At 69.5% G+C, this 25,461-nt stretch carries 26 protein-coding genes and 3 pseudogenes; 13 read left to right on the top strand and 16 right to left on the bottom strand.

Annotated features, from left to right (window positions below; genetic code table 11):
• Nucleotides 1-11 precede the first annotated feature (11 nt).
• Both C6A87_RS02880 and C6A87_RS02875 read right to left on the bottom strand, forming a co-directional pair.
• Nucleotides 12-656, bottom strand: a complete 645-nt coding sequence (locus C6A87_RS02880; protein ID WP_311115887.1) for a PaaI family thioesterase — start codon at nucleotides 654-656, stop codon at nucleotides 12-14.
• Nucleotides 653-1,948 carry an adenylosuccinate synthase gene (locus C6A87_RS02875; protein ID WP_311115886.1) on the bottom strand — a complete coding sequence of 432 codons (1,296 nt, stop codon included), beginning with the start codon at nucleotides 1,946-1,948 and terminating at the stop codon, nucleotides 653-655. The genes C6A87_RS02880 and C6A87_RS02875 overlap by 4 nt, the downstream gene beginning before the upstream one ends.
• 92 nt (nucleotides 1,949-2,040) lie before the next feature.
• Between C6A87_RS02875 and C6A87_RS02870 the strand changes: the two genes are divergently transcribed.
• The 3 genes and pseudogenes from C6A87_RS02870 to C6A87_RS02860 all read left to right on the top strand — a co-directional run bounded on the left by C6A87_RS02870 (nucleotide 2,041) and on the right by C6A87_RS02860 (nucleotide 4,374).
• Nucleotides 2,041-2,655 (top strand): peptidase M50, encoded by a 615-nt coding sequence (locus C6A87_RS02870; RefSeq protein ID WP_311115885.1) that lies wholly within the window; start codon nucleotides 2,041-2,043, stop codon nucleotides 2,653-2,655.
• Nucleotides 2,656-2,682: 27 nt separating this feature from the next.
• Nucleotides 2,683-3,434, top strand: a pseudogene (locus C6A87_RS02865) (site-2 protease family protein).
• A gap of 40 nt (nucleotides 3,435-3,474) precedes the next feature.
• Nucleotides 3,475-4,374: a cation diffusion facilitator family transporter gene (locus C6A87_RS02860; RefSeq protein ID WP_311115884.1), complete on the top strand. Its 900-nt coding sequence runs from the start codon at nucleotides 3,475-3,477 to the stop codon at nucleotides 4,372-4,374.
• Here the strand turns inward: C6A87_RS02860 and C6A87_RS02855 are convergent.
• Complete coding sequence (locus C6A87_RS02855; RefSeq protein ID WP_311115883.1) at nucleotides 4,371-4,787, bottom strand: DUF3151 domain-containing protein; 417 nt, start codon at nucleotides 4,785-4,787, stop codon at nucleotides 4,371-4,373. The two genes, C6A87_RS02860 and C6A87_RS02855, sit on opposite strands and share 4 nt — an antisense overlap.
• A 63-nt stretch (nucleotides 4,788-4,850) precedes the next feature.
• On the opposite strand from C6A87_RS02855, the gene C6A87_RS02850 reads away from it, so the two are divergent.
• Nucleotides 4,851-5,639 carry a DUF4878 domain-containing protein gene (locus tag C6A87_RS02850; RefSeq protein WP_311115882.1) on the top strand — a complete coding sequence of 263 codons (789 nt, stop codon included), beginning with the start codon at nucleotides 4,851-4,853 and terminating at the stop codon, nucleotides 5,637-5,639.
• Nucleotides 5,640-5,670: 31 nt separating this feature from the next.
• On the opposite strand, the gene fbaA is transcribed toward C6A87_RS02850, so the two are convergent.
• Together fbaA and C6A87_RS02840 are read right to left on the bottom strand one after the other, a co-directional pair.
• Complete coding sequence (gene fbaA / locus C6A87_RS02845) at nucleotides 5,671-6,708, bottom strand: class II fructose-bisphosphate aldolase (protein ID WP_311115881.1); 1,038 nt, start codon at nucleotides 6,706-6,708, stop codon at nucleotides 5,671-5,673.
• 52 nt (nucleotides 6,709-6,760) lie between these two features.
• Complete coding sequence (locus C6A87_RS02840; RefSeq protein WP_311115880.1) at nucleotides 6,761-7,774, bottom strand: alcohol dehydrogenase catalytic domain-containing protein; 1,014 nt, start codon at nucleotides 7,772-7,774, stop codon at nucleotides 6,761-6,763.
• A gap of 88 nt (nucleotides 7,775-7,862) precedes the next feature.
• Here C6A87_RS02840 and C6A87_RS02835 point away from each other — a divergent pair, with 88 nt between their 5' ends.
• Entirely contained in the window at nucleotides 7,863-8,513 is a 651-nt protein-coding gene (locus tag C6A87_RS02835; protein WP_311118164.1) for a VTT domain-containing protein, read from the top strand.
• Here C6A87_RS02835 and nhaA read toward each other — a convergent pair.
• Together nhaA and C6A87_RS02825 are read right to left on the bottom strand one after the other, a co-directional pair.
• A complete protein-coding gene (gene nhaA, locus C6A87_RS02830) occupies nucleotides 8,510-10,366 on the bottom strand; it encodes a Na+/H+ antiporter NhaA (RefSeq protein WP_311115879.1) in 1,857 nt (618 codons plus the stop codon). The two genes, C6A87_RS02835 and nhaA, sit on opposite strands and share 4 nt — an antisense overlap.
• Nucleotides 10,359-11,491 (bottom strand): annotated as a pseudogene (locus C6A87_RS02825) (glycoside hydrolase family 76 protein). The gene nhaA and the pseudogene C6A87_RS02825 overlap by 8 nt, the downstream one beginning before the upstream one ends.
• Nucleotides 11,492-11,564: 73 nt before the next feature.
• Here C6A87_RS02825 and C6A87_RS02820 point away from each other — a divergent pair.
• On the top strand, nucleotides 11,565-12,101 hold the full coding sequence (locus C6A87_RS02820) for a TetR/AcrR family transcriptional regulator (RefSeq protein WP_311115878.1): 537 nt from the start codon (nucleotides 11,565-11,567) through the stop codon (nucleotides 12,099-12,101).
• Nucleotides 12,098-13,705, top strand: coding sequence for an MFS transporter (locus tag C6A87_RS02815; protein ID WP_311115877.1), 1,608 nt, complete (start codon nucleotides 12,098-12,100; stop codon nucleotides 13,703-13,705). The genes C6A87_RS02820 and C6A87_RS02815 overlap by 4 nt, the downstream gene beginning before the upstream one ends.
• Here the strand turns inward: C6A87_RS02815 and C6A87_RS02810 are convergent.
• The 5 genes from C6A87_RS02810 to clpB all read right to left on the bottom strand — a co-directional run bounded on the left by C6A87_RS02810 (nucleotide 13,598) and on the right by clpB (nucleotide 19,466).
• The gene (locus C6A87_RS02810; RefSeq protein WP_311115876.1) at nucleotides 13,598-14,242 is read right to left on the bottom strand and encodes an RNA methyltransferase; all 645 of its coding nucleotides are present in this window, start codon (nucleotides 14,240-14,242) and stop codon (nucleotides 13,598-13,600) included. The two genes, C6A87_RS02815 and C6A87_RS02810, sit on opposite strands and share 108 nt — an antisense overlap.
• A complete protein-coding gene (locus C6A87_RS02805) occupies nucleotides 14,235-15,098 on the bottom strand; it encodes a hypothetical protein (RefSeq protein ID WP_311115875.1) in 864 nt (287 codons plus the stop codon). Before C6A87_RS02805 ends, C6A87_RS02810 begins: the two co-directional genes overlap by 8 nt.
• A 36-nt stretch (nucleotides 15,099-15,134) precedes the next feature.
• On the bottom strand, nucleotides 15,135-15,911 hold the full coding sequence (locus C6A87_RS02800; RefSeq protein WP_311115874.1) for an SDR family oxidoreductase: 777 nt from the start codon (nucleotides 15,909-15,911) through the stop codon (nucleotides 15,135-15,137).
• A 14-nt stretch (nucleotides 15,912-15,925) separates the two neighbouring features.
• Nucleotides 15,926-16,711: a trehalose monomycolate transport factor TtfA gene (gene ttfA / locus C6A87_RS02795; protein ID WP_311115873.1), complete on the bottom strand. Its 786-nt coding sequence runs from the start codon at nucleotides 16,709-16,711 to the stop codon at nucleotides 15,926-15,928.
• Between the two features lie 208 nt (nucleotides 16,712-16,919).
• Nucleotides 16,920-19,466, bottom strand: a complete 2,547-nt coding sequence (gene clpB, locus C6A87_RS02790; RefSeq protein WP_311115872.1) for an ATP-dependent chaperone ClpB — start codon at nucleotides 19,464-19,466, stop codon at nucleotides 16,920-16,922.
• A 180-nt stretch (nucleotides 19,467-19,646) separates the two neighbouring features.
• Between clpB and C6A87_RS02785 the strand changes: the two genes are divergently transcribed.
• A complete protein-coding gene (locus C6A87_RS02785) occupies nucleotides 19,647-20,264 on the top strand; it encodes a hypothetical protein (RefSeq protein WP_311115871.1) in 618 nt (205 codons plus the stop codon).
• A 48-nt stretch (nucleotides 20,265-20,312) separates the two neighbouring features.
• On the opposite strand, the gene C6A87_RS02780 is transcribed toward C6A87_RS02785, so the two are convergent.
• Together C6A87_RS02780 and C6A87_RS29150 are read right to left on the bottom strand one after the other, a co-directional pair.
• Nucleotides 20,313-20,996 (bottom strand): DUF2510 domain-containing protein, encoded by a 684-nt coding sequence (locus C6A87_RS02780; protein WP_396837151.1) that lies wholly within the window; start codon nucleotides 20,994-20,996, stop codon nucleotides 20,313-20,315.
• A gap of 21 nt (nucleotides 20,997-21,017) precedes the next feature.
• Nucleotides 21,018-21,101, bottom strand: a pseudogene (locus C6A87_RS29150) (hypothetical protein); the annotation flags it as partial.
• Between the two features lie 114 nt (nucleotides 21,102-21,215).
• Here C6A87_RS29150 and C6A87_RS02775 point away from each other — a divergent pair.
• From C6A87_RS02775 to C6A87_RS02765, 3 genes are read left to right on the top strand one after another with little or no spacing between them, the layout of a single operon-like run.
• The gene (locus C6A87_RS02775; protein WP_311115869.1) at nucleotides 21,216-21,983 is read left to right on the top strand and encodes an EspA/EspE family type VII secretion system effector; all 768 of its coding nucleotides are present in this window, start codon (nucleotides 21,216-21,218) and stop codon (nucleotides 21,981-21,983) included.
• An 8-nt stretch (nucleotides 21,984-21,991) separates the two neighbouring features.
• Complete coding sequence (locus C6A87_RS02770) at nucleotides 21,992-22,324, top strand: type VII secretion target (RefSeq protein WP_311115868.1); 333 nt, start codon at nucleotides 21,992-21,994, stop codon at nucleotides 22,322-22,324.
• On the top strand, nucleotides 22,321-22,608 hold the full coding sequence (locus tag C6A87_RS02765) for a hypothetical protein (protein ID WP_311115867.1): 288 nt from the start codon (nucleotides 22,321-22,323) through the stop codon (nucleotides 22,606-22,608). The genes C6A87_RS02770 and C6A87_RS02765 overlap by 4 nt, the downstream gene beginning before the upstream one ends.
• Before the next feature lie 7 nt (nucleotides 22,609-22,615).
• Here C6A87_RS02765 and C6A87_RS02760 read toward each other — a convergent pair whose 3' ends face one another.
• Complete coding sequence (locus C6A87_RS02760) at nucleotides 22,616-22,969, bottom strand: VOC family protein (RefSeq protein WP_311115866.1); 354 nt, start codon at nucleotides 22,967-22,969, stop codon at nucleotides 22,616-22,618.
• A 92-nt stretch (nucleotides 22,970-23,061) separates the two neighbouring features.
• Here C6A87_RS02760 and C6A87_RS02755 point away from each other — a divergent pair, with 92 nt between their 5' ends.
• Nucleotides 23,062-23,739 carry a GAP family protein gene (locus tag C6A87_RS02755; protein ID WP_311115865.1) on the top strand — a complete coding sequence of 226 codons (678 nt, stop codon included), beginning with the start codon at nucleotides 23,062-23,064 and terminating at the stop codon, nucleotides 23,737-23,739.
• Here C6A87_RS02755 and C6A87_RS02750 read toward each other — a convergent pair.
• A complete protein-coding gene (locus tag C6A87_RS02750) occupies nucleotides 23,728-24,309 on the bottom strand; it encodes a TetR family transcriptional regulator (RefSeq protein ID WP_396837149.1) in 582 nt (193 codons plus the stop codon). The two genes, C6A87_RS02755 and C6A87_RS02750, sit on opposite strands and share 12 nt — an antisense overlap.
• A 150-nt stretch (nucleotides 24,310-24,459) precedes the next feature.
• On the opposite strand from C6A87_RS02750, the gene C6A87_RS02745 reads away from it, so the two are divergent.
• A complete protein-coding gene (locus C6A87_RS02745; protein ID WP_311115863.1) occupies nucleotides 24,460-25,458 on the top strand; it encodes an ABC transporter permease in 999 nt (332 codons plus the stop codon).
• Nucleotides 25,459-25,461 lie beyond the last annotated feature (3 nt).

Below are 25,461 nucleotides of genomic sequence, written 5' to 3'. Positions count from 1 at the left end.
AGGCGTCCGGTCTACGGCTGCCCGGGCAGCAGCCTGATCATCAATCCGTGGGACTCGGCCAGCACGTTGCCCTCGGCGTCGAGGAGCTCGGCGTTGACGAAAGCCTTGCGCCCCTCGGCTTCCCGCAACCAGCCGCGCGCGGTCAGCACGGTGTCCACGGGCGTCACCCTGCGGTAGTCCACGTGCAGGAATGCGGTGCGGCTGATCGGACGGCCGGTCGCGTGGATCACCATGCCGAACATCGAGTCGAACAACAACGGCAGCACCCCGCCGTGCACGGCGTGGTTGCCGCCGACGTGGTAGCGGCTGAAGGTGACCTCCAGTTCGATGCCGTCGGCCTCGAACTTCGTCACCGTCCACGGCGGCATCAGCAGGCTGCCCGCGCCCGGCAGCGACGGCACCCGGTTGGCCGGGCCCACTCCCTCACCGGCGCGGAACGGCTCCAACAGGTTGACCAGTTCCTCGACGCGGTCGGCGGCCTCGGTCCAGGTGTCGGGGTCCGGGTTCGCCGAGACGGCCAGATCCTGGGCCTGGCGCATCGCGGTGAGGAAGCGCTCGAACCCGGGGCCCGGCGTGGCGGGTTCGAACACCGGGAATCCGCCGTGCCGGTCGTACTCGGGATCGACGCGGCGCGGATCCAGTCCGTAGTCGGTCACCGCTGGGCCAGCACGTCGCGACGCACGATGGTCTGGTCGCGGCCCGGTCCCACCCCGATGCACGAGACCGGCGCCCCGGAGAGCTCCTCCAGCCGCAGCACGTAGTCCCGGGCCTTGGCCGGCAGGTCGTCGAACTCCCTGGCCCCGGAGATGTCCTCCCACCAGCCGGGCAGCTCCTCGTAGATCGGCTCCGCGCGCGCGATCTCACTCTGGGTCATCGGCATCTCGTCGGTGCGCTTGCCGTCCACGGTGTAGCCGACGCAGATCGGCACGGTCTCCAGGCTGGACAACACGTCGAGCTTGGTCAGGAAGTAGTCGGTGATGCCGTTGACCCTGGTCGCGTACCGGGCGATCACGGCGTCGAACCAGCCGCAGCGCCGTGCCCGGCCGGTCGTGACGCCGACCTCGCCACCTGTCTTGGCCAGGTAGGCGCCGTACTCGTCGAACAGCTCGGTGGGGAACGGGCCGGAGCCGACGCGGGTCGTGTAGGCCTTCAGGATGCCCAGGACCGTGGTGATCCGGGTCGGCCCGATGCCGGAGCCGACGCACGCCCCGCCCGCGGTCGGGTTCGACGACGTCACGAACGGATACGTGCCGTGGTCGACGTCGAGCAGGGTGCCCTGGGAGCCCTCGAGCAGCACCGTCTCGCCACGCTCGAGCGCGACGTTGAGCAGCAGCCGGGCATCGGCGATGCGGTGCTTGAAGCCCTCGGCCTGCTCCAGCAGGCTCTCGACCACCTCGGCGGGCTCCAGCGCCTTGCGGTTGTAGATCTTCACCAGCACCTGATTCTTGAAATCCAGTGCGGCCTCGATCTTTTCGGCCAACAGCGCCGGATCCAGCACGTCGGCCACGCGGATGCCGATGCGCGCGATCTTGTCCTGGTAGCAGGGGCCGATCCCGCGGCCGGTGGTGCCGATCTTCTTGCTGCCCGCGTAGCGCTCCACGACCTTGTCGATCGCGACGTGGTAGGGCATCAGCAGGTTCGCGTCGGCCGAGATCAGCAGCCGCTCGGTGTCGACGCCGCGATCCTCCAGCCCCTTGAGCTCGGTGAGCAGCACCCCCGGGTCGACGACGACGCCGTTGCCGATCACGTTCGTCACGCCAGGGGTGAGGATGCCCGACGGGATCAGGTGCAGCGCGAAATTCTCGCCCGTCGGCAGCACCACGGTGTGCCCGGCGTTGTTGCCGCCCTGGTAGCGCACCACCCATTGGACCCGCCCACCCAGGAGGTCGGTGGCTTTACCTTTGCCCTCGTCGCCCCATTGGGCGCCGATGAGGACGATTGCCGGCATCGCAGTCCTTCGCGTCTTCCGCTAGTTTTTCACGCTCGAGCTGCGCTCGATACAGTGTGCAGCCGGTGACCCACCATATCTCAAGGAACACGTTGGACCCGTCAGCAGTCGCAGTCGTGCGTGCGGGCACCCACCGCGTACCCCGATCACTGCGCGATCTGCCCGTCCTCGACCCCACCACCGAAGTAGCCGGCGGCACCGGCCCGACCGACTACCGGCGCCTGATCGTGGTCGGCACGGACCGGGATCTGGCACAACTGCTGACCCGGTTGTTGCGCGCCGACCGACTCGACGTCGAGGTCGCGCACGTGCGCCGGCCGTGGCAGGCCAGACGCGCCCGCACGGCCGCCGCGGTCCGGGTTCCGCTGATCCGTGACGAGACCGGCACCGTCATCGCCGGCGCCGCGCACTGGGCGCCGCCGGACGGGCAGCGCACCCTCCACGGAGAGGCCGTCGTCGACGACGTGCAGCTCTTCGACGGCGACGTGCCCGGTGTGCGCATCGAGCCGATCGCCGTGATGCCCGGGCTGCGGGCCCGGGTGCAGTCGGGCCGGCTGCGCCGCACCCGCTGGGTCAGCGGGCGGGCCGTGCAGCTCGGCACCACCGGTGCGATCGTGGTCCGCGACGGGACGGCCACCGCCCGGCCGGCCCGGCGGTCCACGTTCTACCGGCACACCGAGGGCTGGCTGCGCGTCGGAGGCAAATAGGCGTCGGAGACAAATAGGCTGGACCGGGTGCGGCCCAGCCCGATCTTCCTCGCCGTGGTGGCGGCCACCGCGGGCGGCGGCGCGCTGGCCTGGGCGGCAGCCGGGCAGATCCGGCCGCTGGCCTACCTCGGGGTGTTCGTGTTCGTCATCGCCGGCTGGCTGGTGTCGCTGTGCCTGCACGAATTCGGCCACGCGTACACGGCGTACCGGTTCGGCGACCGCGACGTCGCCGCGCGCGGCTATCTGACGCTCAACCCGCTGAAGTACTCGCACCCGCTGCTGTCGCTGGGCCTGCCGGTGCTGTTCATCGCGCTCGGCGGCATCGGGCTGCCCGGCGGCGCGGTCTACCTGCAGACCGCGGGGCTGACCGGCCGGAGAAGACGCTGGTCAACCTCGCCGGGCCCGCGGTCAACCTGGTGTTCGCGGTGCTGCTGCTCGGGCTGACCCGGGCGCTGTTCGACAGCGCACACTCGGTGTTCTGGTCCGGTGTCGCGTTCCTGGGCTTCCTGCAGGTCACCGCGCTGCTGCTGAACATGCTGCCGATCCCCGGCCTGGACGGCTACGGCGCGCTGGAGCCGCATCTGAGCGCGGACACCCGGCGGGCGCTGCTCCCGGCCAAGCAGTGGGGGTTCTTCCTGCTGCTGATCCTGCTGATCGCGCCGCCGCTGAACCAGTGGTTCTTCGGCGCGGTGTACTGGCTGTTCGACCTGTCCGGGGTCCCGCCGACGCTCTCGGCGATCGGCGGCCAGCTCACCCGGTTCTGGTCGGCCTGGGGCTGAGCCTTGTCACATATGCGATAGTGCGCATATATTTCACCGCATGGGCGCCGGACACGATCACAGCCACGGCGGTGACACGAAGGTCTCCCGGATGGTGCTCGGGGCGGCCATCCTCACGATCTTCTTCGTCGTCGAGCTGACCACCGCGCTCGCGATCAACTCCATCGCGCTGCTGGCCGACGCCGGCCACATGCTGACCGACCTGGTCGCGATGTTCATGGGCCTGACCGCCGTGCTGCTGGCCCGACGGGGCAGCAGCTCGCCGTCGCGGACCTACGGCTGGCACCGCGCCGAGGTGTTCACCGCCGTCGCCAACGCCGCACTGCTGCTCGGCGTGGCCGCGTTCATCCTCTACGAGGCCGTCGAACGGATCGGTCACGCCCCGGAGGTCCCCGGGGTGCCGCTGATCGTCGTCGCGCTGGCCGGCCTGCTGGCCAACGCCGCGGTGGTGCTGCTGCTGCGCTCGCACTCCAAGGAGAGCCTGGCGGTCAAGGGCGCCTACATGGAGGTCGTCGCCGACACCCTGGGCAGCATCGGGGTGCTGATCGCAGGCATCGTCACCGTCACCACGGGCTGGCCGTACGCCGACGTCGTCGTCGCGGTGCTGGTCGCCCTGTGGGTGCTGCCCCGGGCCATCTCGCTGGCCCGGTCGGCGCTGCGGATCCTGTCGGAGTCCTCACCGAGCCACATCGACGTCGAAGAGCTGCGCGCCGCGCTGGGCGCGGTGGACGGCGTCACCGAGGTCCACGATCTGCACGTGTGGACGCTGGTACCGGGCAAGGACATGGTCACCGCTCATCTGACCAGCGATCGGCACTCCGCACAGGTCCTCGACGAAGCGCGTGCGGTGCTGACCGCGCGCGGGCTGGACCACTCCACGGTGCAGATCGAGCCGCCCGACACCGCCGCAGGCTGCGACTGCGAGAGTCAGAAGCGCTAGCCGAGCCCGAGCTGGGCGCGCGCGGACGGATCGCAGTCGTCGAGCAGGTCCAGGCAGCGCTGGTACTCGGGCTGCTCGCCGATCGCCTCGGCCGCGCGGGCCAGCGCCGCGACGCAGCGCAGGAACCCCTGGTTGGGCTCGTGGGCGAAGGGCACCGGGCCGAAGCCCTTCCAGCCGTTGCGGCGCAACGAATCCAGACCGCGGTGGTAGCCGGTGCGCGCGTAGGCGTACGCGGTGACGGCCTGGTCGTCGTCGAGCGCCCGCTCGGCGAGCACCGCCCAGGCGATCGACGCCGCGGGGTGGGCCGCGGCGACCAGTGACGGGTTCTCCGCCGCGTCGAGTTCGGCTTCCGCGGCGGGGTCGCCGGGCAGCAGCACAGGGTCCGGTCCGAGAAGGTCACCCATCCGAGTCATGGGCACCATTGTGCCGTGCCGGGCGCGCGCAGCCGTCACCGCGGATGGCTAAGCTTCCGCGGTATGTCGAACCCCACAGGGCCGGACGATTCGGACCGGGAACCAGCCTCCGCCGAAGCCGAGACCGAGGCGTTGCGGGGATCCGACCCCGAGCACGAACCGGCGACCGAGGTGTTCGCGCCGTCCGAGCAGCCCGCCGAGGACCCCGAGCAGTCCGGTGAGCGACGGTTCACCGCGCCGTCCGGTTTCGATGCGGGCTCCACGACGATCATCGACCGGCCGACCGACCCGGTGACCGAGCAGTTCCCGGTCGGCGACGCAGGCGCCCCGACCGAGCAATTCGCGGTGCAGAAACCTGTTGCGCCACAGGTCATCCCACCCCGCGGCGAGGCTCCGAAGCCGCCGACGGCCAAGCGCAACTGGGGCTGGGTGATCGCCATCGTGCTGGTGATCGGCGCGCTCGTCGCCGTGGCGATCCTGGGCACGGTGCTGCTGACGCGCGGGTCCGAACCCGGCGCGTCGCAGGAGGACATGGTCCGGGCCACGATCCAGAACTACGACGCCGCGATCGAGAAGGGTGACCTCGCGACGCTGCGCACCATCACGTGCGGCACCACCGCCGAGGCGTACAACAACCTGGACGACAAGCGGTGGGCCGAGACGCACCGGCGCGTCGCGGAGGCCGGCCGCTACCCCGTCGTCGCGAGCATCGACCAGATCGTCGTCAACGGCGACCACGCCGAGGCCAACGTCACCACGTTCATGGCCTACGCGCCGCAGACCCGCTCGACGCGCAGCTTCGACCTGCAGTTCCGCGACGACGAGTGGAAGATCTGCCAGGCCCCCACCTGACCGGCCCCAGCAGTCCCCGCTCGGCCGGCGGTCAGCTCGCCGACACGCTGCGGCCCGCGCTGTGCAGGTCGTTGCACGCCTCCACGACCCGCTCGCTCATGCCGGCCTCGGCCTTCTTGAAGTAGCTGCGCGGGTCGTAGACCTTCTTGTTGCCGACCTCCCCGTCCACCTTCAGCACGCCGTCGTAGTTCGTGAACATGTGCCCGACGATCGGGCGGGTGAACGCGTACTGGGTGTCGGTGTCGACGTTCATCTTGACCACGCCGTAGCGCAGTGCGTCCTCGATCTCGGACTTCAACGAGCCCGAACCGCCGTGGAACACGAAGTCGAACGGCTTGGAGCCCTCGGGCAGACCCAGCTTGGCCGACGCGACGCGCTGGCCCTCGGCCAGCACCTCGGGCTTGAGTTTGACGTTGCCGGGCTTGTAGACGCCGTGCACGTTGCCGAACGTCGCGGCCAGCAGGTACTTGCCGTGCTCGCCGACGCCGAGGGCCTCGACGGTCTTCTCGAAATCCTCCGGGGTGGTGTAAAGCTTCTCGTTGATCTCGGCCTCCACCCCGTCCTCCTCGCCGCCGACCACGCCGATCTCGATCTCCAGGACGATCTTGGCGGCCGCGGCCTGCTTGAGCAGTTCCTGCGCGATCGCGAGGTTCTCGTCGATGGGCACCGCGGAGCCGTCCCACATGTGCGACTGGAACAGCGGGTTGCCGCCCGCGCGCACGCGCTCCGAGGAGATCTCCAGCAGCGGGCGCACGTAGGTGTCCAGCTTGTCCTTCGGGCAGTGGTCGGTGTGCAGCGCGACGGTGATCGGGTACCGGGCGGCGATCACGTGCGCGAACTCGGCCAGCGCCACCGCGCCGGTGACCATGTCCTTGACGCCCAGGCCGGACGCGAACTCCGCACCGCCGGTGGAGAATTGGATGATGCCGTCGGATCCGGCGTCGGCGAATCCCTTGATCGCGGCGTTGACACTCTCGGAGCCGACGCAGTTGATCGCCGGGAACGCGAACGAATGCTCCTTGGCTCTGGCCAGCATCTCGGCATAGACCTCAGGCGTGGCGATGGGCATGGCGTTTCCTCTCGGCGGGCGTTGCGGAAATTATGTCAAGAACGGGGGCGGCTCACACGGTCAGAACCATCCGGTAGCGGGCGCGGCCGGAGTCCATCGCCTCGTAGGCCTGCGCCGCCTTGGCCAGCGGCACTTCCTCGACCTTCGCGCGCACCCCGGACAGCAGCGCGAAGTGCAACGTCTCCTCGACGTCGCGCGACGTGCCCGACGGGTGCCCGGTCACCGAGCGCCCGGCGTTGATCAGATCGATGGGGCTGATCGGCAGGTTGTCGCCGGTCACACCGACGACGACGAGTTCCCCGGCTGGGCCGAGGCCGCCGACGGTGGCGGCCATCGCGTCGGCGTTGTTCGCGGTGGCCAGCACGACGGCCGCGCCGCCGAGCCTGGTCAGTTCCGCGGCGACGTCCTGCGCGGTCGAGTCGATGTAGTGGTGGGCGCCGAGTGCGGTGGCCTCCTCGGCCTTACCCTGCCCGCGGGCGATCGCGACGGTTTCGAAGCCCATCGCCCGCGACCACTGAACGCCGAGATGGCCCAGCCCGCCGACACCGAGGATCGCGACCAGGTCGCCGGCCTTGGCCCGCGTCTGCCGCAGCCCGTTGAACGTCGTCACACCCGCGCAGCCCATCGGCGCGGCCTCGACGAACGACAGCCCGTCGGGGATCCGCGCCAGCGCCGTGGCCGGGGCCGTCACCGACTCCGCGTAGCCGCCCGGGTACTGCCAGCTCGGCACCTGCATCCGCTCGCACTGCATGAACAGCCCCCTGCGGCACGGCACGCAGCGGTTGCAGTTGCCGCCGAACCAGCCGACGGCCACCCGGTCACCCACGGCGAAGTCCTCGACGCCGTCGCCGAGCTCGGCCACCGTTCCGGCGATCTCGTGTCCGAGGGTCAGCGGCCACTGCAGACCGGGGAAGTGGCCCGCACGGAACTCCCGATCGGTTCCGCAGACGCCGCAGGCTGCCACGTCGATGCGGACGTGTCCGGGCGCCGGAGGCTGCGTGTCGACCTCGACGACGGTGAGTTCTTCGTTGACCGACGCGATCTGTACCGCCGTGTGGGTGGGCATAACCGACAGTAAGCCGATCACGATGATTCGGGGGGATGATCGCGCGCCGGTACCCTAGGGAGCCGTGGTCGTCGACACTCTCGCCCTGATGCCGGGTTTCCTCGAGCCGGTCAACCTGCTCAACTCGTTCGGAACCTGGACACTCGCCGGGCTGCTGCTCGTCGTCTTCATCGAATCAGGTCTGCTGTTCCCGCTGCTGCCCGGCGACTCGCTGCTGTTCACCGCGGGTCTGGTGGCCGCGGGCGGGTCCGAGGAGGTCCCGCCGTTCGCGCCGCTGTGGGTGCTGATGCTGACCATCCCGATCGCCGCCGTCCTCGGCGACCAGGTCGGCTACAACATCGGCAAGCACGGCGGTACCCGGCTGTTCAAGGAGGACGCGCGGCTGTTCAAGCAGCGCTACCTCGACGAGGCCCACGAGTTCTTCGAGAAGTACGGGCCGATCACGATCTTCCTGGCGCGGTTCGTGCCGATCGTGCGCACCTACGCGCCGCTGGTGGCCGGCGCCGCGGACATGCGGTACCGGACGTTCCTGATGTGGAACGTCACCGGCGGCATCGTCTGGGGCGCGGGCCTGACCCTGTTGGGCTACCTGCTCGGCCAGATCACGTTCATCCGCGAGAACGTCGACATCATCTTCATCATCATCGTCGTGGTGTCGGTCGTCCCGATCGTGCTTGAGCTGACGCGCCGGCGGTCCCGCGGCAAGAACAGCGACCCGACCTCCGAGCCGACTGCTTAGGAGCGGCTCACCCGCGAGGACTCCAGCGACCGGATCAGGCTCGCCGCGTCCCACGGGCCCCGGTGGCGGATGCCGTTGACGAACAGCGTCGGGGTGGCGTTGAGGTCCATCGCCTCGGCGTCCTCGGCGTCGTCCTCGACCCGGTGCAGCACCTTCGACGAGTGCACCCGCACGTCATGGTCGAACTGCTCGATGTCGCAGCCCGCCGCCACGGCGTAGCGGTACATGTCGGTCCACTCCAGGTCGTCCTGGTGGTCGAACAGTTCGTGCGCCATCTCCCAGAACCGTCCCTGCAGCGCGGCGGCCTCGCTGGCGCGGGCCGCGTCGAACGCGCGCGGGTGGGCGCGCTCGAGCGGGAAGTGCCGCCACACGTACAGCAGATCGTCGCCGAAATGGGCGCGCACCTCGTCGATCATGCCGGTGGCCCGGCTGCAGAACGGGCACTCGAAGTCGCCGTACTCGACCAGGGTCAGTGGCGCATCGAGCCGGCCGCGCATGTGGTCGCGGGCCGGGTCGACCGGTCGCAGCAGCTTGAGCCCGACGGGCTCGGGCGGGCTGAGCCAGTCGGTGATCCGGAAGATGGCCCAGCCGAGGGTGAACGCGATCACCGAGGCCGACAGCACGCCGATCCGCGCCTGGTCCTGCCGGCCCGGATCGTCGATCGCGATGTCGACGATGAACAGCGAGATCGTGAACCCGATGCCCGACAGCGCAGCGCCGCCGGCGACTCTGCGCAGGGTCAGTCCGGGCGCCAGCTGGCCCAGTCCGGTGCGCCGGACCAGCCAGGTGGCGCCGGTGATCCCGACTAACTTGCCCACCACCAGACCGGCGATGACGCCCCAGGTCAGCGGTGACCGCATTGCCGTCGACAGGCTGTGCGCGTCGAGCACCACACCGGCGTTGACCAGTGCGAACAGCGGAAGGATCAGGAACGACACCGCAGGCCCGACCGCGGTCTGCATCCGCTCGTTGATCGAGATGGACTCCCGCAGGGAGCGGCTCGCCGCGCGCGCGTACTGGGAGTTCGGCGACTGCCGGAACACCCGGATCTGCTCGACCGCCCGTTCCACCGGGGCGCGTTCGGGGGTGAACACCGGGATCAGCACCGCGACGGCCACCCCGGCGAGGGTGGGGTGGATTCCGGCCAGGTACAACGCGATCCACAGCGCGACACCCAGTACCGCGTAGGCCGGTCCGCGCGCGGCGGGCAGGAAGCGCACCAGGGCGAGCGCGACCAGCAGCGCCCCCGCGGTCAGCAGCGGTCCGAGCTGGATGCTGTCGGAGTAGAACACCGCGATCACGATCAGCGCGCCGACGTCGTCGACCACCGCGAGCGTGAGCAGGAACAGGCGCAGCCGGGCCGGGAACATCGGTTTGATGACCGCCAGCGCGCCGACCAGGAAGGCGGTGTCGGTCGAGATCACCACACCCCAGGCGTGCGCGTTCTCCCCCGACGGATTGAAGGCCAGGAACACCACCGCGGGCATGATGAGCCCGGCCGCTGCGGCGATGACGGGCACCGCAGCCCGCGACCGGTCGGTGAGTTCCCCGATGGTGAACTCGCGGGTGACCTCGAGGCCGACGATGAAGAAGAAGAACGTCATCAGTGCGTCGTTGACGACGTGCTTGACCGTCATCTCGGCGCGGTGGCCGCCGACACCGAACTCGATCGGAGTCTCCAGCAGGGACCAATAGCTCTGCGCCCACGGCGAATTCGCCCACAGGATGGCGATGACGGTGAACGTCAGCAACAGTGCTGCGGCGGTGTTGTCCGTGGTCCTGGTGGCCCGGCTGCCGCGGCCCAGCCGCGCGGGAAGCAGGGGGAACCCTCGCTGTTGGGTCGATTCAGTCACTGTCACCTGCGGTCACAACATGTGCCGCCCCCAGAACCATCCATCCGGCCAGCTGCACCGACAGGTCGCGCTCGGGGATCTGCGACGAGTTGACCGCTCCGTCGACGAACTGCGCGTCGGCGGTGCCCGCGGTCGGCAGTTCGGCAGGCCGGTCCCAGAACGCGGGGAACAACGGCAGGTCGTCGGTGTCCTTGCCGGTCTGCCGGTTGTCCCACACCGACCGGGCCGACGCGAGCACCAGCCCGGTGGCGGTGTCGCGGGCCCGGACGTCGTCCTCGGACTCCCCCGGGAGGGTGGTGGCCACCAGCGCCAGGTACCGGGCCAGGATGCCGTTGAACAACCCGCCGTCACCGCCGCCTGCACCCTTGATCACCCCGTCGGGAGCCATGTGCTCGGCCACCGCGGCCACGAGCCGGTGCACCCGTTCGGGGTGCCGGGCGTCCGCGGTGCGGGCCGCGAGTTCGGTTTCCAGGCCCAGCACGACGCCCTGGCAGTAGGTGTACTGCGCGCGCACCAGCGAACCACCCTTGATGCCGTCGAAGACCAGGTGGGTCTCCGGGTCGATGAGGGTCTCGTCGATCCAGTCGGCCATCTGCTGGGCCCGACGCAGAGGTTCGCCCCGAGACGACAGGTAGCGGGCCAGGAAGATCGCCGCCGGACCGTTGGCGGGCACGTTGAAGAATTGATCCTGTTTGCGCCACGGGATGCCGCCGCCGTCCTCGGGCACCCACGAGGTGAGGAACTGGTCGGCGAGCGTCGCCAGCGCCTTGGGCCTGCGCACCGCGGTCAGCCGCCCGCGCGCTCCAGTGCCAGCGCCAGCCAGGCCATGTCGTCGTAGTAGTCATTGGTCCACCGGCCGAGGTTGCGCAGCCGCTGGCCGCGGATCTGGCGGGTGATGGCGGTGAGCCGTTCCGGCTTCGGATCGCGCACCTGCGCGTCGACCAGGTTGTCCAGCAGGTGCGCCTGCCACCAGTAGTGCCAGGTGCCGAATCTGCGGTGCGGGGCGTCTGCGGGCCACGCGACCACGCCGAGCTGGGTGCCCGGCAGAGCCCAGAGCCGCCGCAGGTGCCGGGCGGAGACCGCGGCTTCGGCGCTGGCCGCGCGGTTGGCCCACAACTGATCCATGCGCTCGATCCTGCCCTAATGACCACCCGGACACCATGAGACAAATTTGTCTCAGATGAGCTATTATCGTCGCATGTCTGCCACCCGTGAAGAGTTGCTGCGGGCTGCCGCGGATTTCCTCGGCCGCCGGCCGAACGCCACCCAGGACGAGATCGCGTCCGCCATCGGCGTGAGTCGCGCGACCCTGCACCGGCACTTCGCCGGCCTCGCGCTGATGACGGCGCTGGAGGAACTCGCGATCGCCGAGATGGGCAGGGCGCTCGACACCGTCCGGTTGCACGAGGGTTCGGCCACCGATGCGCTGCGCCGACTGGTCTCCGCGTGCGAGCCGGTGTCGCCGTACCTGGCCCTGCTCTACAACCAGAGCCAGCAGATCGACATGGACACCACGCTCGAGGCGTGGCAGACGATCGACGGGGAGATCACCGCACTGTTCGAGCGCGGCCAGCGATCCGGGGAGTTCCGCCCCGAACTGACCGCGGCGTGGCTCACCGAGGCGTTCTACAGCCTGATCGGCGGCACCGCGTGGTCGATCCAGGCCGGTCGTGCCGCAGCCCGTGACTTCGACCGGCTCATCATCGGCCTGCTGCTCAACGGGGTGACCGCGTGACCCGCCGCTGGTTGGCCCTGGGCGTTCTGACGCTCGCGGTGCTGCTGATCGGCATCGACGGCACCGTGCTCGCATTGGCGACCCCGTTCATCAGCGTTGACCTCGGCACCACCGCCACCGAGATCCTGTGGATCGGCGACATCTACTCGTTCGTGCTCGCCGCGCTCCTCGTCACCATGGGCAGCCTCGGCGACCGCATCGGGCACCGCAAGTTGCTGCTCTGCGGCGCAACGGCTTTCGCCGCCATCTCGGCCCTCACCGCGTATTCGACGTCGCCGGAGATGCTGATCGGCACCCGGGCGCTGCTCGGGATGGCCGGCGCGACACTGGCCCCGGCGACACTGGCGTTGATCCGCGGCCTGTTCCCCGACCAGCGCGAGCGCAGCATCGCCGTGGGAATCTGGGCCTCGGCGTTCTCCGCGGGCGCCGCGCTCGGCCCGGTGGTCGGCGGCGTTCTGCTGGAACACTTCTGGTGGGGTTCGGTCTTCCTGATCAACGTCCCCGTCATGGTCGTGCTGCTCGTCGCCGGGTTGCTGCTGCTGCCCGAACACCGCAATCCCGACCCCGGCCCGTGGGACCTGCCCAGCGTGGCGCTGTCGATGACCGGCATGCTCGGCGTGGTCTACGCCCTCAAGGAGGGCTTCGCCGGGATCGCGCACGGTATCGGCGTCGATGTCGTGATCGCCGCACTCGCCGGCGCCGCGGCGCTCACGCTGTTCGTGCGCCGCCAATTGCGGCTGCCCGCACCGCTGATCGACGTCCGGCTGTTCGCCAACCCGAGGTTCTCCGGTGTGGTGGGCGCGAACCTGCTCTCGGTGCTCGGCCTGTCCGGGCTGGTGTTCTTCCTGTCCCAGTACTTCCAGCTCGTGCACGGGTACGGCCCGCTGAAGGCGGGGCTGGCCGAACTGCCCGCCGCGGTGACCGCCACGGTGTTCGGTGTGCTGGCCGGGGTGGCCGTGCGCCACTTCTCGCACCGCTCCGTGCTGACCACGGGCCTCGCCCTGGTCGGCGTGGCGATGGCCGCGCTGACCACCTCGCTGCTGGTGTTCACCCCGATCACGCCGTACCTGCCGCTGGGCATCACGCTGTTCGTGGTCGGCGTCGGTCTCGGCCTGGCGTTCACGGTGGCCAGCGACGTGATCCTGGCCAGCGTGCCCAGGGAGCGGGCCGGCGCGGCGGCCGCGGTCTCGGAGACGGCCTACGAACTGGGCATGGCGCTGGGCATCGCGATGCTCGGCTCGATCGTCACCGCCGTGTACCGCACGCTCATCCTGGCGCCGCAACTGCCGGCAGTGGTGGCCGATCAGGCCAGGGACTCGCTGCCCGGCGCGCTCCGCGCCGCGGACGCACTGCCGCCGGATCAGCAGGGCGCACTGCTCGATGCGGCCAGGACGTCGTTCACCCACGGGCTGGCCACCGCGTCGGCGGTCGGAGCGGTGCTGCTGCTCACCGCCTCGTTCGCGGTGTGGTGGCTGCTGCGGCCGGCCCCGGAGGACTCACCAGGCGCGGTCGAGGTCGGCGTGCCGGCGGATCCAGGCGTGCATGGCGATACCGGCCGCGACGCCCGCGTTGATGCTGCGCGTGGACCCGAACTGGGCGATTGAGACCGTCAACGGGGCACCGGCTTTCGCGTCATCGGTGATGCCGGGGCCCTCCTGTCCGAAGATCAGCAGGCAGTTCCGAGGAAGTTCGGCCTCCTCGATGCGCGCCGCACCGGGGACGTTGTCGACGGCGACGACCGCCAACCCGGCCTCGGCGGCGAACTCGAGAAGTTCGGCGGTGGTGTCGTGGTGGCGCAACCGCTGGTAGCGGTCGGTCACCATGGCGCCGCGCCGATTCCACCGGCGCCGGCCGACGATGTGCACGGTGTCCACCGCGAACGCGTTGGCCGTGCGCACCACCGATCCGATGTTGGCGTCGTTGCCGAAGTTCTCGATCGCGATGTGCAGCGGGTGCCTGCGGGCGTCGATGTCGGCGATGATCGCCTCGCGTGTCCAGTACCGGTAGGCGTCGACGACATTGCGGGAGTCGCCGTCGCGCAACAGTTCCGGGTCGTAGCGCGGGTCGTCGGGCAGCGGGCCCAGCCACGGCCCGACGCCTGGCCCCTCACCCCACTCGGTCGGGCCGGGCCGATCAGTCATCGGTGGTCCACAGCGCCGCGTGTGTGCCGATCAGCGACACCGTGGCGTACAGCAGCGCCGCGTTGATCTCGCCCTGGGTGCACAGCGACACATTGACCTGCACGCTGTCCCGGGACGCGTCGGGCAGCACGAGCACCGAGGATCCGTAAACCCCGCAGGCGTGACTGAGCCCCTTGCCCGGCAATGTGGGCGCGGTGAGCACCATCATCGGGCCGCCGCGCTGCGCTGAGTCGTCGCGGTAACGCGCTGCGAGGCCGGTGATTTCGAGCCCCAGCAGCATGTAGCCGTCGCCCTTGAACGCCGCCGGGTCGCCCAGTGCGGTGGGATCGAGCATGGCGCCGTCGGCGCGGAACGCGTCGACGCTGGTGGTCTTCAGCGTCAACCCGGTGTCGGTGCCGGTGGTGGCGGGCAACCCGACCGGGAACGCAGCGGGATAGGCGACGGTGGTCCCGGGCATGCGGTCACGCGGCGAGTACACGTACACCCCGCGCACCTGGGACCGGTCGCGCAGCGGGCCCAGGCAGACCGTCCCGGTCAGCCGGTCCGGCGTCGGCGCCGTCGCCGGCCGGATGTCGAGGCTGGTGACGTCGTCGCAGCTGCCGATCGCGGTGGCCTCGATGGGGTGGGCCAGCGCGCCGTACAGCCCGAACCGGATGTCCTCGGCCGCGGCGTGCGGTTCACCCTCGCGCGCCGGCGACGCCTCGACGTCGACCAGGACGTTCTCGGCGTCGAACCGCAGGTTGGCCACCGACATGTTCCAGCCAAGGGCGGCAAGGGATTCGCCGATCGTCGCGGTGGCCGCGGAGAAGACGTCGGCGCGGCCCTGCGCCTCCGAGCATGAGGTGACGGCGAGCATGATCGCCGCCAGTATCGCGATTATCCGCACAGGTTCTCAGGTCCGCCCGCGGCCCTTGCCGACCACTCGCGTCAACGCGCGCACCAGGTTGCGCGGAACCACCCGGCTGCCGGTGGTGATCGCCTTGTACTGCAGCCCGGGGACGATCAACACTTTCCCCTTGGCGATGTCGGCCATCGTCTCGCGGACCACATCGTCGACTTCGAGCCACAGGAACGAGGACGTGCCCGCCATGTCGATGCCCGCGCGTTCGTGGAACTCGGTGTGCACGAAGCCGGGGCACAGCGCGTGCACGCCGACCCCGGTGCCGCCGAGGCCGTTGGCCAGTCCCTCGGAGAACGACACCACCCACGCCTTGGACGCCGAATAGGTCGATCCGCGGCCGGGCAGCAGGCCCGCCACCGACGCGACGTTGAGCACGGTGCCCGACCCGGCGGCCAGCATCGAGGGCAGTGCGGCGTGGGTGAGCTGCATGACGGCGGTGACGTTGACATCGAGCTGGGACTGCAGCAGCGCGTAGTCGGCGGTCCAGAACTCCCCGGAGGTGCCGAAGCCTGCGTTGTTGACCAGCACGTCGACGCCGGCCCGCAGACGCTCGGCGACCACGGCGCGGTCGGCGGCCTCGGCGAGATCGGCGCGCAGTTCCTCGACGCGGGCCCCGGCCTCATCGCGCAGTTCCGCGGCGAGGCGTTCCAGCCGGGCGGCGTCCCTGGCGACCAGCACCAGGTCGTACCCGTCGGCGGCGTACCGGCGCGCGAAACCCTCACCGAGTCCGGACGTCGGTCCGGTGATCAGGGCGACGGGGCGGGACATGCCCCAGAGAATACTTATCGCTGATAGTTCGGCGACTGCCGCCCGTTACGCGGCGGCGGCGGGGGCGGCGGGTTGCGCCGCTGCGCATCCGGCCGGCCGGCGTCGGGCCGGGGCGGCCCGGCGGGTGCGGGGGTGAGCGGACGGCTCGGCGAGCCGGCGCGACGCGCGACAGGCTGGCCCGCCGCCGCGGACGGCACCGGCGGCAGCACCCGCAGCAGGTCGTTGAACTGGCGCACGGTGCGCAGCCCCTCGTCCCACTGAGCCCTGGTGCTGGTGATCGGCATGCTGATCAGCGTCCAGTTCTGCTCGTTCCACATGATCTCGGCGCAGTCGGGCGCGGTGTGGGCGAACGTCACCATGCGGCGGTCGCAGGCACGGCGGGCGGCGTCGAGGTTGGTCGAGTACACCATCCGCGGGCCGATCGCCCCGAGCAGCCAAATGTCGCTCTCCCGGGGTTCCTTGATGCCCTTGAGGCGCATGTCGACGACGACGTTGGTGCCGACCTTGCGGTGCAGCGCGATCACCGTCGCCACGTCGTCGAGGTCGAAGATGAAGACCGCCTCGCCGCGGATCTGGCCGAGGACCACGTTGCGGGCGCTCACGTCACCCACGGTGGACATCACGCCGCGCTTCCAGCGCTTGAGGATGTCGGTGGATTCCTGCTCGTAGTCGAAGCCGTGCGATTTCGCCCACGACTTGCGCCGACGGCCGAGTCCACGGCGTCGGTCCTGATCGACGTACAGCAGAACCGCCGCACCCACGAAGCAGAGTGCGGACAGCGTGAACCAGAGCGGAACCATTAGGTCAAGAGTATCCGCTCGATGCGGTGCACTCCGAATCCGAATGGGTCACAACCCGGTCTCGGGGCAGACTGCCCGGGCGAACCGGCGCCGAGAGTGCGCCTGGAGCGCGATTCCGGCCCGGATGACGCGCTGGACGCCCTCTCGGTGAGGTCGGCACGAAAAACCCCGCCACACCCGAGGGTGTGACGGGGTCTTCGCGGTCAGATCAGCCCAGAACCAGCTTGTCGCCGTCCGGGCTCACGTTCACCGGCACCACGTCGCCGTCGTGCACGTCACCGGCCAGCAGCAGCCTGGCCAGCTGGTCGCCGATCGCCTGCTGCACCAGCCGGCGCAGCGGACGGGCGCCGTAGAGCGGGTCGAAACCACGCTCTGCCAGCCACTTCTTCGCAGGCTGCGAGACCTCCAGGTGCAGCCTGCGCTGGGCCAGCCGCTTCTGCAGCTGAGCCAGCTGGATGTCGACGATCGAGACCAGTTCCTCCGGGTTGAGGCCGTCGAAGATGATCACGTCGTCGAGGCGGTTGATGAACTCCGGCTTGAACGCCGAGCGCACCGCCGCCATCACCTGCTCGTCGGAGCCGCCTGCGCCCAGGTTGGACGTCAGGATCAGGATGGTGTTGCGGAAGTCGACCGTGCGGCCCTGACCGTCGGTCAGCCGGCCCTCGTCGAGCACCTGCAGCAGCACGTCGAACACGTCCGGGTGGGCCTTCTCGATCTCGTCGAACAGGATCACCGTGTACGGACGCCGGCGCACCGCCTCGGTCAGCTGACCACCCTGGTCGTAACCGATGTAGCCGGGAGGAGCACCGACCAGCCGGGCCACCGAGTGCTTCTCGCCGTACTCGCTCATGTCGATGCGCACCATCGCGCGTTCGTCGTCGAACAGGAACTCCGCCAGCGCCTTGGCCAGCTCGGTCTTACCGACACCGGTCGGGCCCAGGAACATGAACGAGCCCGTCGGCCGGTTCGGGTCGGCGACCCCGGCCCGGCTCCGGCGCACCGCATCGGAGACGGCCTGGACGGCCCTCTTCTGACCGACGACGCGCTTGCCCAGCTCGTCCTCCATGCGCAGCAGCTTGGCCGTCTCGCCTTCGAGCATCCGGCCGGCCGGGATGCCGGTCCAGGCCGACACCACGTCGGCGATGTCGTCGGGCCCGACCTCCTCCTTGAGCATCACGTTCTCCTGCGCCTGCGCGGTCGGAATGGCCGCGTCGAGCTTCTTCTCGACCTCGGGGATCCGCCCGTAGCGCAGCTCGGCAGCCTTGGCCAGATCGCCGTCGCGTTCGGCCCGGTCGGCCGCTCCGCGCAGGTCCTCCAGCTGTTCCTTGAGCTCGCGGACGATGTCGATGGCGTTCTTCTCGTTCTGCCACCGCGTGGTCAGCTCGGAGAGCTTCTCCTTCTGGTCGGCCAGCTCGGAGCGCAGCTTCTCCAGCCGCTCCTTGGAGGCGGCGTCCTCTTCCTTCTCCAGCGCCATCTCCTCGATCTCGAGGCGACGGACCAGCCGCTCGACCTCGTCGATCTCGACGGGCCGGGAGTCGATCTCCATGCGCAGCCGCGATGCGGCCTCGTCGACCAGGTCGATGGCCTTGTCCGGCAGGAAGCGCGCGGTGATGTAGCGGTCGCTCAGCGTGGCCGCCGAGACCAGCGCCGAGTCGGTGATGCGGACACCGTGGTGCACCTCGTAGCGCTCCTTGAGGCCACGCAGGATGCCGACGGTGTCCTCCACCGACGGTTCGCCGACCAGCACCTGCTGGAACCGGCGCTCCAGCGCGGCGTCCTTCTCGATGTACTTGCGGTATTCGTCGAGCGTGGTCGCGCCGACGAGCCGCAGCTCGCCGCGGGCCAGCATCGGCTTGATCATGTTGCCCGCGTCCATCGCCGATTCACCGGTCGCACCGGCGCCGACGATGGTGTGCAGCTCGTCGATGAACGTGATGATCTGGCCGGCCGAGTTCTTGATGTCGTCGAGGACGGCCTTGAGCCGCTCCTCGAACTCACCGCGGTACTTGGCGCCGGCCACCATCGAGCCGAGGTCCAGGGACACGACGGTCTTGTCGCGCAGACTCTCGGGCACGTCGCCGGCGACGATGCGCTGGGCCAGACCCTCCACGATCGCGGTCTTGCCGACGCCGGGCTCGCCGATGAGCACCGGGTTGTTCTTGGTGCGGCGGCTCAGCACCTGCACCACCCGGCGGATCTCGGTGTCACGGCCGATGACCGGGTCGAGCTTGCCTTCCCGGGCGCGGGCGGTCAGGTCGGTGGAGTACTTCTCCAGCGCCTGGTAGGTGCCCTCGGGGTCGGGGCTGGTGACCCGCGCACTGCCGCGGACCTTGACGAACGCCTCCCGCAACGCCTGCGGGGACGCGCCGTGGCCGGTCAGCAGTTTGGCGGTGTCGGCATCGCCGGTGGCCAGCCCGACGAGCAGATGCTCGGTGGAGACGTATTCGTCGGCCATCTCGGTGGCCAGGTGAGTGGCCGCGGTGATGGCTGCGATCGCCTGCGGGGCCAGCTGGGGCTGGGTGGTGGAGCCGCTCACGGTGGGCAGCCGGTCGAGCAGACGCTGGGTCTCGGCCCGGACGGTGCCGGGGTCGACGCCGACGGCCTCCAACAGTGGTGCGGCGATACCGTCGTTCTGTGTCAGCAACGCCATCAGCAGGTGGGCAGGCGTGATCTGCGGGTTGCCTGCAGTGGTTGCCGCCTGTAGCGCCGACGTCAAGGCCGCCTGGGTCTTGGTGGTCGGATTGAAGGAGTCCACGATGTCTCCCTTTCCATGTCCGAAGGGCCGCACAACCGGCCCATGAAATGCTTGTCCCCTAAAGCAACGCCGTCAAGGTTGAGTGTGTTCCGCTCAACTCTGACTATTTTGCCAGATCGGCACCGCGAGTCGCGGACGGCCTACCCGCCCCGGCGGGGCTGCCCGGGTTAGCCTCGCGCTATGGCCGAATCCGGCGACTTCGAGTTCGAACGGAAGTTCTTCGTCCGCCAGATGCCTGCCGTCGCTGCGTCCGACCCGACTCCGGCGCTGATCGCGCAGGCCTACCTGTTTGCCGCGGACGGCTACGCGGTGCGCGTGCGGATTCAGGGCGCCGCACCCGAGAATCTGGACGCCTCCCCGGCCGAGTTGGTGGCGGCGCTGGGCGACGACGCGATCGGCACCATGACCGCCAAGGGACCTGCGGCCGGCGGCACCCGCTACGAGGCCGAGCGCGAGCTCGACCCGTTGGTGGCCGGCCAGATCGTCTCGCGGGCCGAGCACGTCGTCCTCAAGATCAGGTCGTCGGTCTGGCTGGGCGAGGACGGTTGGGTCATCGACCGGTTCCTGGGCGCCAACGCGCCGCTGATGCTTTCGGAGGTCGAGCGCGGCAGTCCGGTGGTCGACCTGGTGATCCCGTCGTTCTGCACCACCGAGGTGTCCGAGGACGACCGCTTCCGCAACGAGTACCTGGCGCACCACCCGTTCGGCGCCTGGGGTGCCGCCTATCTGGACGAGCTCGGCCTGCTGGGGCCGCGGTTCCTCGACGGCCTGGGACAGAACGAGTTCGAAGGCACCTGACCGGGCCCGGCACGCCGGCGCCGAATTGCAGTGTCGCCGACGGGTGCTTCATACCTCCCATGTCGGACGCGAGATCGCCTTCCCCAGTGCTCCCACGGCACCGCCCACCGCCAGCCGGTCATAGAGATAGTGCGCGAAGGCGGTGACCAGCAACAGCGTCGGCAAAGGATCGGAGCTTCTGCGCAGACAGTTCAGCCGGTAGTCGAAGTGGTCGGTCATCGACGAGGTGGGTCGCCATTGCCGTTCCACGGTCGCCAATACTCCCCCGGTGCCGTCGCGGATCGGTTCGGCCACGCGCGCATCACGTCTGTGGGGATCGATGGACACATCCGCCTTCGCCAATTCATGTTCCCTGGACTCGATCTGCATCGTGATCCGCGATGTGCGCAACAGTTGACGCCAGTACGTACTGACTTGTCGCAGCTGCCCCAGAAGCCGGCCCTCGTTGTCGATCAAGGTGAGGCGCTGGTCATTTCGGCCACCGGCACGCACGATGAACGCTTTCGATGCACCACCGGGGTCGAGCATCGCGAACTTCTGATCCGAGGCGCTCAGTCGTAGAGCCGGCACATCGGCCGCAGGTCCGATCCAGCCGAGGTGTCGCCCGTCGTCTCCCTCGATGGCGCAGGCGATGTCGCGGTCGAACCTACTGACGATCGCCCTCAGATAGAGAATGGTCTCGCCGAGCGGATACCCGGCGATCTGCGGAAGCGCTGCGGCCGGAGAATCCATGACGTGGCCGGTCCATCGGTCACCGTCGAAGTACCTCAACGACGCCGGGTTCCACGGGTCGGCGAACCAGCCCGAGGTGCCGGTGCGGATTCCGTATTCCTCCATGCCGGCACCTCCCCTCAGCCCTCGCCGAATCGTACCCACGCCCGGCGGCAGATTGGCGCACCGGAATACCTCGTCATCGGGTTACGGTCGACAGGGACGATTGGGGGATTGCCTTTGAGCCTCTTCGACTTCTACAGCGATCTGATGCAGCGAGTCGGTGAGTCGATGCAACGGGCCGACCCTGTCGGCCCCATCGGCACGGCAGGCGAGGCGATCACCAGCCTCTTCGCGGTCGGCGACATAGCCGCTGATCTCGGCCCCGATGCCGTGTGGAACCTCGCGGGGGATTTCGGCGATGTCGCGAGTGTGGCGCAGGGCCTCCTCCCCCTGGCTACGCGGACGTTGATCATCGAAGGAGGTTTGAAGATGGTCACCGTGATGGAGGACCAGTGTGGCGGCGCGAACATCCCGACTGAAGGCGACACGTACAGCGAAAGCGCCCAGCGGTTCAATCAGGTCGGCGAGACGCTCGATTCGGCGATGCCCGACCATCGCTGGCGCGGTGAGGCTTCGCAGGCCTACCAGGAGGCCAACGAGCAGCAGCTTGCCCGGGTCCGGAAGATCGTGGATGCCGACCTGAAAGTCCGTATGGCGCTGTCGGCAGAAGCTGGTGAGGTCCGCGCTGCGCGCCGCGCGTTCAACGAGGCCGCGACGGTGATGGGCAACGCGATCGTTCCCGCGTTGGCCGCGCGTGCCCTCGGCAAGCACGGCAAGGCAGTCGCGCACGCGATCGAGACGGCCGCGGTCGCTGCCGCCATGCCGATATGCATCTGGCACATGACGCAGTTGACTGCCCATTCCACACGTGCCGCCGCGACGCTCATGGATGCGGTGGCGCTGTATGACCAGGTGGCCCGAGACGGCTACCCGATCCGCATGTAAGGCAGACGATGACTTCTCCTGGCGGTGAACTTCACGTTGTTCCTTCGCATCTGCGAGATCTGTCCAGCCGCCAGCGTGATGCCGCCGCGGACATCGCGGATGCCGCTCCGCTGACGGCCACCGAGGCAGGCTCGGTGCTGAGGAGCCACGGGATCGCTTGCAGGTCCACCTACCTCGCCGCACAGGACGCAGCGCTGGCGAAAGCGAAAGCCGGTACCGCAGTGCGGTTGATGTCCGAAGCCCTGGCTGAGAATCTCGACAGTGCGGCCGAGAAGTACGCATGGACGGACCAGGATTCGGGCGGCAACATCGGCGGCACGATGAGACCGGGTCACCGGTGACACTCCCCGAGCCGGTGTTCTCGGCGAGCAACGCGAGCCTGACCGTCACGGCCACCGCCTATCTCAACGGGCAGATACAGCGGATCGACCTGTCCCCGAACGTCGTCCACCTGACCGAGGCGGAACTGGGCGACGAGATCGTCGCGGTCGCCGCCCGCGCATCCGAGTTGGCCCGCGCGGCGCAGTACGAGCTTCTGTCCGCGTTGTTCCGGATGCGGGGCCAGGACGCCGGGACGATCCGCGAGGTCCTCGAGTTCCGGCTGAAGCTCCCCATCCCCCACTGACGTCGAGTCAGTATTCGACGCGGAAGCCACCGATGAGGCTGATCACGTTGCCGTCGGGATCCGGAAACCGGGACAGCCGCACCCCCTTGCTCGCTTCGACGATGTCGCCGGGATCCAGGCCGCGCTCCCGCAACTCGGCGATGTGGCTCTCCAGATCGTCGACCGCGAAGTTGATTTCGTCGGTGCCGGCGCGATCCGGGTCGTGAAACACCTGCACCCAGGCACCCGGTAGCACCTGCCACTCGACCAGCGTGGACATCGGGTTGTTGTCCGCGGCGCGCCCGAACAGCGACGTGTACCACCGCCCACTGGCGCCGAGGTCGCTGACGTGCACCACCGCGAGTGCGTGCTCGATGGACATGCGATCCTCCTCTCCCGTCTCAGGTATCGACCCGGACGGGCGGCCGGACTCATCGACGCCCCGCTGTGCCCCGCGAATGCTAACTTCTCCCGGTGTCGGCTAGCTGGAGCTCGATCCTGACAGAGCTCATTCCACTCGCGCTGGTGATCGCGCTGTCGCCGCTGTCGATCATCCCCGCGGTTCTGGTGTTGCGCAGTGCCCGCCCGCGTCCGACGGGCCTGGCGTTCCTGATCGGCTGGCTGATCGGCCTGACCGTGCTGACCGTCCTGGCCCTGCAGCTGTCCAGCTTGATCGGTGGAATCGGTGGGCACCCTCCGGGCTGGGCGTCGTGGCTGCGCATCGTGGTCGGCGGCGCGCTCATCGTGTTCGGCGGCTACCGCTGGCTGACGCGGGAGAAGTCCGAACACATGCCGGGTTGGATGACCAGGATGAGCACGCTGACCCCGGCCAAGGCCGGCGGGATGGCCGCGGCGCTGACCGTGCTCAACCCGAAGGTGCTGTTGATCTGTGTCGCAGCGGGTTTGGCGATCGGATCGGCGGGCCTGGAATACCCTTCGGTGTATGGCGCGGTGGTCTGGTTCGTCGCTGTCGCGGGCGTGACGGTCGCCCTGCCGATCCTCGGCTACTCGATCTCCGGCCGGCGACTGGACCCGGCACTCACCCGGCTCAACGACTGGATGGAGCGCCGGCATGCCGCGCTGGTCGCGGCGATCCTCGTCGTCATCGGTGCGATGGTGCTGTACAAGGGAATTCACGCCCTACTCGGGTAGGCCGAGTTCGTCGGCGTCGGCGGTCAGATACCGGGTGACGGTCGGCGCGACGAGCCGGACCACCTCCTCGGCCGACAGTTCCGACAGCGGCGCCACCTTCAGCACGTAGCGCAGCAGCGCGGTGCCGACCAGGCTGCTCGCCGCCAGCATGGCGCGCAGACGTGCCTGCGGGCCGCCGCCGAGCTCACCGGACACCGCGGTCAGCACATAGTGCTGCATGAAGCTCCGGAACGCTTCGTGGGCATCGGGATTCGAGGTCGCCGAGGAGAGCATCACCTGCATCGACTCCGCGCTCTCCGGGGACTCCCAGATCCCGAGATAGGTGCGCACCACCCTGGTCCCGATGTCGGCGTCGCCACCGTCGGCCCCGGTCAGCGCCGCCACCAGCACCTCGGGATCGATGATCAGTCGCAGCGATTCGCGGAACAGCTGCTCCTTCGAGCCGAACAGGTACAACACCATCGACGGGTCGACGTCGGCCTCGTCGGCGATCGCGCGCAGCGTCGTCTTCTCGTAGCCGTCCTTCGCGAAGCGCAGTTTCGCCACCGCCAGCACCGTGTCCTTCGACACCGGTCCGCCCTGCCGACGTCCCCGGCGCTTGGTGGGTTCGGCAGATCGCGGCACGCGCCGACGGTACCACTTTTCAACAGCTATTGAATTACTCCCGCGCGGGGCTTACGCTGCAGGCATTAATTCAACGCTGAATGAAAAAGGTTCGCCATGACCTCGACACACTCGCACTCCGGACCCTCCGCAGCTGCCCGCGCTGCGGGCATCATCGTGGCCGTCACCGTGGTCCTGGCGATCCTGACGCTCGCGTTCGCGCTACCCGCCGTCCACTCCGGGCCCCGCGACGTGCCCATCGGCATCGCAGGCAACGCCGATGCCGCCGGGCGACTCACCGGGATGCTGGACCAGAACGCGCCGGGGGCGTTCGCGGTGACGTCCTACCCGGACCGCGCCGCGCTCACCCACGCGATCGAAAACCGCGAGGTCTACGGCGGCTTCGCGCTGCCGTCCGGGCCGGCCGAGCCGGCCACCCTGCTGATCGCCTCCGGCGGAAGCCCCGCCGTCGCGCAACTGCTCACCCAGCTCGGCGGCCAGCTGGGCGCACGCGCCAACCTGCCGGTGCAGACCGTGGACCTCGCCCCGCTGCCGGACCGTGACCCGCGCGGCGCCGGACTCGCGGCCTCGGCGTTACCCCTCTCCCTGGCCGGACTGCTGCCCGCGGTCGCGCTGCTGCTGGTGCTGCCCCGGGCGCCGTGGACACGGCTCGCCGCCGCGGTCGTCTTCTCCGGGGTGGCCGGGGTGACGATCGCCGCGCTGCTGTGGTTCGTGTTCGGGTCCATCGACGAGAACTTCTGGGGCGTCGCCGCCGGCCTCACCCTCGGGGTCGCGGCCGCACTGCTCGCCATCCTGGGCCTGGGCTCACTGTTCGGCAGGCCCGGTCTGGTGATCGGCGCGCTGCTGGCCGTACTCGTCGGCAACCCGCTGTCGGGTCTGGCCGGGGCACCGGAGATGCTGCCCGCCGGCTGGGGGCAGTTCGGCCAGCTGCTTCCCCAGGGCGCCACAGCCACGCTGCTGCGCTCGACGACCGCCTTCGGGGGCGCCGGCGCCTCCACCGCCGTCGTCGTGCTGACTTGCTGGGCACTGGTCGGCACCGCGCTCGTCGTGGTAGCCGCCGTTCGCGACACCAGGAACAACGCCGTCGTCACTTAGGAT

It is taken from the genome of Mycobacterium sp. ITM-2016-00317 (assembly GCF_002968295.1).
Taxonomy (GTDB): domain Bacteria; phylum Actinomycetota; class Actinomycetes; order Mycobacteriales; family Mycobacteriaceae; genus Mycobacterium.
Note: the sequence above shows the minus strand (reverse complement) of the source record. Positions and strands in the feature narration are given on the sequence as shown.

Coding starts and splice junctions, on each gene's coding strand:
- fbaA (WP_311115881.1), bottom strand. CDS start 6,708: ATGCCCATCGCCACGCCTGAGGTCTATGCCGAGATGCTGGCCAGAGCC.
- C6A87_RS02745 (WP_311115863.1), top strand. CDS start 24,460: ATGACCTCGACACACTCGCACTCCGGACCCTCCGCAGCTGCCCGCGCT.
- ttfA (WP_311115873.1), bottom strand. CDS start 16,711: ATGGTTCCGCTCTGGTTCACGCTGTCCGCACTCTGCTTCGTGGGTGCG.
- C6A87_RS02820 (WP_311115878.1), top strand. CDS start 11,565: ATGTCTGCCACCCGTGAAGAGTTGCTGCGGGCTGCCGCGGATTTCCTC.
- C6A87_RS02875 (WP_311115886.1), bottom strand. CDS start 1,948: ATGCCGGCAATCGTCCTCATCGGCGCCCAATGGGGCGACGAGGGCAAA.
- C6A87_RS02770 (WP_311115868.1), top strand. CDS start 21,992: ATGACTTCTCCTGGCGGTGAACTTCACGTTGTTCCTTCGCATCTGCGA.
- C6A87_RS02840 (WP_311115880.1), bottom strand. CDS start 7,774: ATGCCCACCCACACGGCGGTACAGATCGCGTCGGTCAACGAAGAACTC.
- C6A87_RS02780 (WP_396837151.1), bottom strand. CDS start 20,996: ATGGATTCTCCGGCCGCAGCGCTTCCGCAGATCGCCGGGTATCCGCTC.
- C6A87_RS02785 (WP_311115871.1), top strand. CDS start 19,647: ATGGCCGAATCCGGCGACTTCGAGTTCGAACGGAAGTTCTTCGTCCGC.
- C6A87_RS02810 (WP_311115876.1), bottom strand. CDS start 14,242: ATGACTGATCGGCCCGGCCCGACCGAGTGGGGTGAGGGGCCAGGCGTC.
- C6A87_RS02805 (WP_311115875.1), bottom strand. CDS start 15,098: ATGCTCGCCGTCACCTCATGCTCGGAGGCGCAGGGCCGCGCCGACGTC.
- C6A87_RS02835 (WP_311118164.1), top strand. CDS start 7,863: ATGCCGGGTTTCCTCGAGCCGGTCAACCTGCTCAACTCGTTCGGAACC.
- C6A87_RS02860 (WP_311115884.1), top strand. CDS start 3,475: ATGGGCGCCGGACACGATCACAGCCACGGCGGTGACACGAAGGTCTCC.
- C6A87_RS02850 (WP_311115882.1), top strand. CDS start 4,851: ATGTCGAACCCCACAGGGCCGGACGATTCGGACCGGGAACCAGCCTCC.
- C6A87_RS02800 (WP_311115874.1), bottom strand. CDS start 15,911: ATGTCCCGCCCCGTCGCCCTGATCACCGGACCGACGTCCGGACTCGGT.
- C6A87_RS02855 (WP_311115883.1), bottom strand. CDS start 4,787: ATGACTCGGATGGGTGACCTTCTCGGACCGGACCCTGTGCTGCTGCCC.
- C6A87_RS02760 (WP_311115866.1), bottom strand. CDS start 22,969: ATGTCCATCGAGCACGCACTCGCGGTGGTGCACGTCAGCGACCTCGGC.